We start from the raw sequence: 6,071 nt of genomic DNA, 5'->3' as shown, positions 1-6,071 counted from the left end.
TGCTGCCCAACCGGCCCAAGATCATTGACAATGTAGTGCAGAAAACGGCCGAATCAGGGCTGTAACTGTTTGACGTTATTAGCGTCTCACTCTCAAACTGCGGAAGATGGGCTAGCGCCTGCAGCGGACCCGGCCCGCTTGACAGTGGCGTGGCAACTTGGCTACCATTTCGCACCGCGGGTCGGGCCCCTGAGGCGCAGGTACAGGAGGCTTGACAACTGTCACGTGATGGATTCCACCTGATGGGCGATCGTGAGCTCCGCAGATGGACACATTCAGGCATGGTTCGAGACTGGTCGGTCCACGCAATTGCTGCTTACCCCCCGCTCCAATTACCTTTACGAAGCCTCTTCCAGATCAATCAAGGCCCGGATCATGTCCGTCTCGGTGATGATACCAACTACCTTCTCATCCTTCACAACCGGTAGCGCCCCGATCCTCCTGTTGAGGAGCAGGCGCGCCGCCTCGGCAATCGGGGTCTCCGGCGCGACAGCGATCACCTTCTTGGTCATGATCTCCTTCACTGTCAATTTATCCAGGAGGTAGTGAACCTCGTAGATAGACAGGCTCGTGGCAGGGGAGGGCCTCACAAGCCGAAAGTCCCGATCGGTGACGATCCCCCGCAGTTTGCCGTCATCGATCACGAGGAGATGTCGAATACCCTTCTTCTTCATCATGTACAGGGCCGCGTTGGCCCGTTCCTCTGGACCGACCATGACTACCTTAGTTTGCATATAGCGCTTTACCAGCATCGCTTCTCCTTTACGTTGACGTACTTTTCATAGATACCTTCCTCGTGTTGGTTCCCCTGGAATTATCTGCCCCGCAGGCGACGAACGGCGGCGCCAAGGCGCTGCATCGGAGCCGAGTAGACACCTGGGGGAATGATCGCATCGATCAGGATGGTGGCTACGACATCCTCCAGCGCCTCCATCAGCGTCCGCTCGAGCTCTTCGGCCGTGCGAACGCGGTAGGCGCGGGCTCCCAAACTCTCGGCAAGCCGTACGTAGTCGGGGGTCGGCAGGTCGTACGAGCGCGCCGGCCCATCCATCGCGGCTAGCATCCCATGACTTTGATTGTTGAAAAGGATGACAACGGCGTGCAGCCCCAGGCGCACGCATGTGACTAGGTCCAGGCCGGTCATGAGGAAGGCACCATCGCCCACCAGTGCCACGGGGCGCCGGCCCGGTTCGGCTAATCCTGCGCCAACGATGGCCGGCACAGCGAAGCCCATGCTGGAGTAGTAGCCTGGCCCCAGAAACATATCCGTCTCCAACTCCACACTCGCGAAGAGCGCATCACCCACATCGGCGGTGTAAAAGACCTGGCGCCCGGCCGCCACCCGATTGAGCACGGCAATGATGACGTCAGGCGTCAACGTCCCAGCGGGAGTCGGTTGAGGCGGCAGGGGCGGCGGAAGCGGCGCCGTGCGCTTCGGCGGCTCCGGTAGGGCGAGGAGCGCATCCATCAGCTCCTCCAGGCTCACATCCGGGAATCGGTGATAGCTGACGGTCACGCCCTCATGGACGGCCGAGATGACCTTGCGTCGATCAAATCGGGCCGTATACATGCCGGTATTCACATCGGTCATGAGGGCGCCGAGCATCAAAACGCAATCGGCCGTCTCCAGCACCTTGCGGGCCCTGAGCGACCCGATTTCGCCAAGGTAGTTTCCCGCAAAGAGGGGATGCTGCTCCGGGAAGACCGCCTTGCCGTCCAGGGATGTAGCCACCGGTAGTCTATACTTCTCGGCAAGCGCGACCAGCTTGTCGTGGAGTCGAAAGCGACGGATCTCAGCGCCTGCATAGATGGCCGGCAGTTCAGCTACCCGGATACGGGCGAGCACCTCGGCCAGCGCCTCGTTCGCGGCGCGCTCATCTCGAGGCCGGGCTTCCTGCACACGCCTGGCGGGTACGGGCACATCCGTCCGAATCATGTCCCGCGGGATCTCAATATAGCCGGGTCGCTTTGTGCGAAGGACGCTGTCGATCACCCGATCTACCTCGGCGATGGCATGAGCCGGGTCGTCGAGGGCCGCCGCTGCGCCCGTCACCTCGCGGTAGACGCGGAGTTGGCTGGCGAATGTCTTGACCCGGTGATGCAAGAGGGCATCGGGGTCTCGATGGGCGATCTCCGGCGCGCCGGAGAGGACGAGCACCGGCGATCGCTCGGCGTAGGCCTGGGCGATTGCGTTGACCATGTTGAGGGCGCCCGCGCCGAAGGTCACGGCAGCCACGCCCAGACCTTGGACGCGCGCATAGGCGTCTGCGGCGTACCCTACGGCCGGCTCATGGGTGAGGATCACCGGCTCGATCCCCGGCTCCTCCTCCAAGGCTCGGAAGAAGGGTAGAAAGAAATCGCCCGGCAAGCCGAAGACATGCCGCACCCCGGCTTCCTTAAATCGTCTAAACAGATACCGGCACAGCTCCATAGTCAGCTTTTAGCCCAAGACTGCCCACACGGTCAAGACGGATGTGCACACTGTTCCAGGACGACGTATGCCATTGTCATCCCCCTCGAAGTTTGATCCAAGCGGCTTCTTGCTCCCGTTGAGCAGACTTCATTCGGCAGTAATGCGCCGCAAAAGATACTTGCATGTCGCCAGCCCCCACTCGAAGACCATGGCGACGACAAAGACAACTGCGGTCGCAACTACTGCCCAGAAGACCCACTCTACGCCTATATGCGAAAGCGGCTCACCGAATTGGTTAAAGGGGGTAAAGAATGGCCCGGAGAGAAACGATAGAAGGTAAGTGAATGGTCAACACGGCGGATTTGATCTTGTGATCGACCGTATCTCATCCACCTTAATTTTATAGCCTACCAAGAGCAGCAATCACTTTGTCAGCCAGCACAAGATCCGCGCAAGTCATAGCATCTAGTCCGGCGATAGAATCGTCATAATCCACCTTATTCCTGTCAATCCGCAAACGATCGAGATTCTGACCGATTTGTCTCCAACCTCTATCATTACTTCTTTTGAAGACATCCCGAACATGTTGATGAGCTTCGACCCCATGCGGAATTCGGCTTCCTTCTCTATCTCGAAGATGGTTTCGACTCTTGCAAAAAGCAGCGTAATAAGCCCGACTGACTGCAGTGCGCAGTCGAGCCTCATGATCTGTTGGATTTACTGCTTGCCCCGTTAATTGGTGGGCCAGGAAAAGATATTCCACCCAGTCAAAGCTCATAGAAACTCCACGTGTATGCAAAGTTTCTCTTCCGCAAGATCAGAGGCCTCAAGCCACCATTCTTCGTCGAACGCTTCTAGCCGCCTCAGCGCTTCGTCTGGTGGAAGAACTGTACGAATGAAAGTGAATAATTCACGATCCTCTATGACCTCTGGGTCAGTCACCAGCTCTAATGCAACCGGTGCATCTGGAAAGTCCTTCCCGATGCGTTCATGGGCTTCCAGAAGCAAGCCAATGAGACGTGGGTTCTGTCGCAAAAATGTGGTGACAGCAATGTAATCACCGAATTCATAAAGCCTGGCCAGCAACTCAATTGCTTCTTCTTGCGCGATAAGGATGTCGGTCGATCCACCCTCCAACCGCTGGCGCAGAGGCATGGTAACGGCGCTTGATACGATTGACCAGAGTCCTTTGGTGATTGATTTAAGCGGCTCTACCTGTCGGGGCATCTTCTCCCAGTCCCAGGGGAGCTTTACCTGGCGATCTGGGCGATCTGGGGTTGCCGCAAGAACGCCCATCTATTGTGTGACCTCCTCGAATTGCTGCCGGAGAGTCTCCTTCAAGCAGCCTTCAAATGTAGCCTCGATACGGCTATGCGCTTGCTCGAGCCATTGGAACTCATCACCAAAGGTCACCTTCCCCGGTCGCCCGAGAAAGTAGTCCAGGTCGAGTACAACGGATACGGAATCAGGTTTGTCTGGAACAGCACTGGTCATCTGCAAACGCAAGATGTCCCTCCCATCCTCAAAAGGAACCTGTATACCCATAATGAAGTCAGTGTAGTCCAGCAGTTGTTGGCCAACGGAGGGATAGAACTCAAAGAAACGCTCCAACTGCGCTCGGGTGTCAGAGAAGTCAAATCGGTTGATGTACCGGAGGCCAATTCGCTGAAACCCTTTCGGGTCGGCGACCTCTCGATATGCGTCAAGGGCCTTGCGAATCATCGACCGGAATACCGCCCACGAGGGATACGGTTTTAGGTGATTAATAGCCAATAAGTGCGGACCGATCTGGATAAGGGCTCTTTCGTCAGTCCGTAGAAATCGTGATTGATCTCTTTGCAGGACATGTTGCTGGATGCCCTCAGCTCCTGCTGCAACCGTGGCCTCAAATGCCTTGGTCGGACGCCGTATCGGAAAACTGTCGCGCAATTTCTCGTACAGGAGACCAGGGACAGCCAGGTCCCAGGGAGATCCGGATTCAAAGCGAAACTCGCAGACAGCCTCGATGATAGGGGGTTGTTTGTATTTTCTGCTCATTGAACCCTGACCTCCAGCAATGTTGCGATATGGTTTCCGAGGATGGTCACGAACTTAGTTGGCGTGTTGTCAATGCCAAGCTTTTCACGCAGGTACGTAGCCTTCATTTCCAGCTGCTGATCGTTCTGAGCGCAAAGGACTTATTGCTGGTAGTAGAAGCGTCGTGACGAGTTGTGCTATCGATAATGTTCACGGGACAAACGATACTCCCTTGCGCCCATGGTGGCGAGATAATTCTTCTTCGAGACGCTCCAGTGCAACTCTACTGCTTCTTTAAGGTCTGGTGTGCCTCAATATCGCCTCCTGGATCGGCTGTTGAAGGCAAAAACCTGCCAACTCAGGATCTTCATCGTCCAGCGAACGCTCTGTCCGGGTAAGATCCTTCTCGGCAATGCGAAGCCAATCGTCCGGATAACGGGACTCCTCACGCGGCATGGAGCACCTTACCCTTTTGGAGGATCTCAGCCACGAACTGATCCCCGGCCTTTAGCCGTTGCGCGACCTCCTCGGGCGTCAGAACGATGGGTTCGAAGGGGATGCGCCAGTGCGCTCCAGTGGCGGCACGCCGTACCGTGTCTAGACGCTCGGGAAAACGCTCCTCCGTCGCCTTGATGATCAAAAGGTCAATATCGCTATCTTCATCTGGCTGTCCATAGGCGTAGGAGCCGAAGAGGATAATCTTCTGCGGAGCGTACTCGGCGACAAGCCGTCTGACGATCTCCTGAATGACGGCCCGGATAGAAGCATTTCCGTTCATGACACCCCTACCCCCAGAAGCTTCGTCGTGTAGTTCCAGAACAGATTCATCTGAGCATACGGCTCGGCGAAACGGCTGAGCTGCCACGTCCAAGAAGGAGACTCACCTTCCCGCACCAAGGAACCATAGCGAACCGGCCTAACGCTTTCCACCCGAGGGGTTTATTATCTAACTTCCTTGGTCGGCTATGCATCATGATCCTGGGGGCTAGTCGATCGATCTTATCCGTAATCACGCCTGAAAGGAACACGTAGTTACGAGGAGCTCAGTAAACTTTGATCGTTTATCGGCGCTCGCCGCAATGCGGCTCGCTCGTTGTAACTCTGTTTTGTAAAAGGCGCCTTCATACTGTTGTTTGATCAGGGGGTGTGCTGCGTTACTAACCATGACGGAGATCCCAGCTCATACCCTGCATATTGGGATACTACGATCGCTCGTATGATCGTTCGAATGAATCACCAAAATTGACCGTGTAGCGGCCTCGACCACTAAACACAATGAGGCCGGCATCTCTGAGGACCTGTAATTGCTGCCGAATCTTAGCGCGAATGAAATTGTTGCGGGGGAATCGCTGCTTCAGTTGTGTCTCGAAGTCATACATCCTCTGAAGCGTGAATTCTCGAACGTTGAGAGACTGGATGATGCGAAGAATCTCCAGCGCCCATCCTCTGGCTTCGAGGCTTGCTTCACGCCGCAGGAAAACCGTTCGTCCCCATGTCTCAAGAGTCAATCCCAAAATTAGTTGAACTATGCGAAGCCAGCTCCCGGTCATGAGATCACGCCACCTGCTGTTCGGTCAGTCGTGCCTGTGCACCGAGTTCATGCTGCATGGCCTGTCGGAGTACGGGCAGCGCGCGAAATCCC

At 56.2% G+C, this 6,071-nt stretch carries 7 protein-coding genes; all 7 read right to left on the bottom strand.

The annotated features are described in order from the left end of the window. Positions 1-338: 338 nt before the first annotated feature. Positions 339-752 carry a CBS domain-containing protein gene (locus KGL31_13930; protein MDE2322981.1) on the bottom strand — a complete coding sequence of 138 codons (414 nt, stop codon included), beginning with the start codon at positions 750-752 and terminating at the stop codon, positions 339-341. 62 nt (positions 753-814) lie between these two features. Beyond that, positions 815-2,431, bottom strand: a complete 1,617-nt coding sequence (locus tag KGL31_13925) for a thiamine pyrophosphate-binding protein (GenBank protein ID MDE2322980.1) — start codon at positions 2,429-2,431, stop codon at positions 815-817. A gap of 382 nt (positions 2,432-2,813) precedes the next feature. After that, on the bottom strand, positions 2,814-3,191 hold the full coding sequence (locus tag KGL31_13920) for a hypothetical protein (protein MDE2322979.1): 378 nt from the start codon (positions 3,189-3,191) through the stop codon (positions 2,814-2,816). Next, positions 3,188-3,709: a hypothetical protein gene (locus KGL31_13915; GenBank protein ID MDE2322978.1), complete on the bottom strand. Its 522-nt coding sequence runs from the start codon at positions 3,707-3,709 to the stop codon at positions 3,188-3,190. Before KGL31_13915 ends, KGL31_13920 begins: the two co-directional genes overlap by 4 nt. After that, positions 3,710-4,450, bottom strand: a complete 741-nt coding sequence (locus KGL31_13910; GenBank protein MDE2322977.1) for a TIGR04255 family protein — start codon at positions 4,448-4,450, stop codon at positions 3,710-3,712. It abuts the gene before it with no gap. A gap of 424 nt (positions 4,451-4,874) precedes the next feature. Continuing rightward, a complete protein-coding gene (locus KGL31_13905) occupies positions 4,875-5,207 on the bottom strand; it encodes a nucleotidyltransferase domain-containing protein (protein ID MDE2322976.1) in 333 nt (110 codons plus the stop codon). A gap of 424 nt (positions 5,208-5,631) precedes the next feature. Continuing rightward, on the bottom strand, positions 5,632-5,979 hold the full coding sequence (locus KGL31_13900; protein ID MDE2322975.1) for a hypothetical protein: 348 nt from the start codon (positions 5,977-5,979) through the stop codon (positions 5,632-5,634). Positions 5,980-6,071 lie beyond the last annotated feature (92 nt).

Source organism: Candidatus Methylomirabilota bacterium (assembly GCA_028870115.1).
Lineage (GTDB): Bacteria > Methylomirabilota > Methylomirabilia > Methylomirabilales > Methylomirabilaceae > Methylomirabilis.
Note: the sequence above shows the minus strand (reverse complement) of the source record. Positions and strands in the feature narration are given on the sequence as shown.

What these genes read in the sequence shown, in the direction of transcription:
- KGL31_13920 (MDE2322979.1), bottom strand. Translation starts at nt 3,191, where the DNA reads ATGAGCTTTGACTGGGTGGAATATCTTTTCCTGGCCCACCAATTAACG.
- KGL31_13925 (MDE2322980.1), bottom strand. Translation starts at nt 2,431, where the DNA reads ATGGAGCTGTGCCGGTATCTGTTTAGACGATTTAAGGAAGCCGGGGTG.
- KGL31_13905 (MDE2322976.1), bottom strand. Translation starts at nt 5,207, where the DNA reads ATGAACGGAAATGCTTCTATCCGGGCCGTCATTCAGGAGATCGTCAGA.
- KGL31_13910 (MDE2322977.1), bottom strand. Translation starts at nt 4,450, where the DNA reads ATGAGCAGAAAATACAAACAACCCCCTATCATCGAGGCTGTCTGCGAG.
- KGL31_13930 (MDE2322981.1), bottom strand. Translation starts at nt 752, where the DNA reads ATGCTGGTAAAGCGCTATATGCAAACTAAGGTAGTCATGGTCGGTCCA.
- KGL31_13915 (MDE2322978.1), bottom strand. Translation starts at nt 3,709, where the DNA reads ATGGGCGTTCTTGCGGCAACCCCAGATCGCCCAGATCGCCAGGTAAAG.
- KGL31_13900 (MDE2322975.1), bottom strand. Translation starts at nt 5,979, where the DNA reads ATGACCGGGAGCTGGCTTCGCATAGTTCAACTAATTTTGGGATTGACT.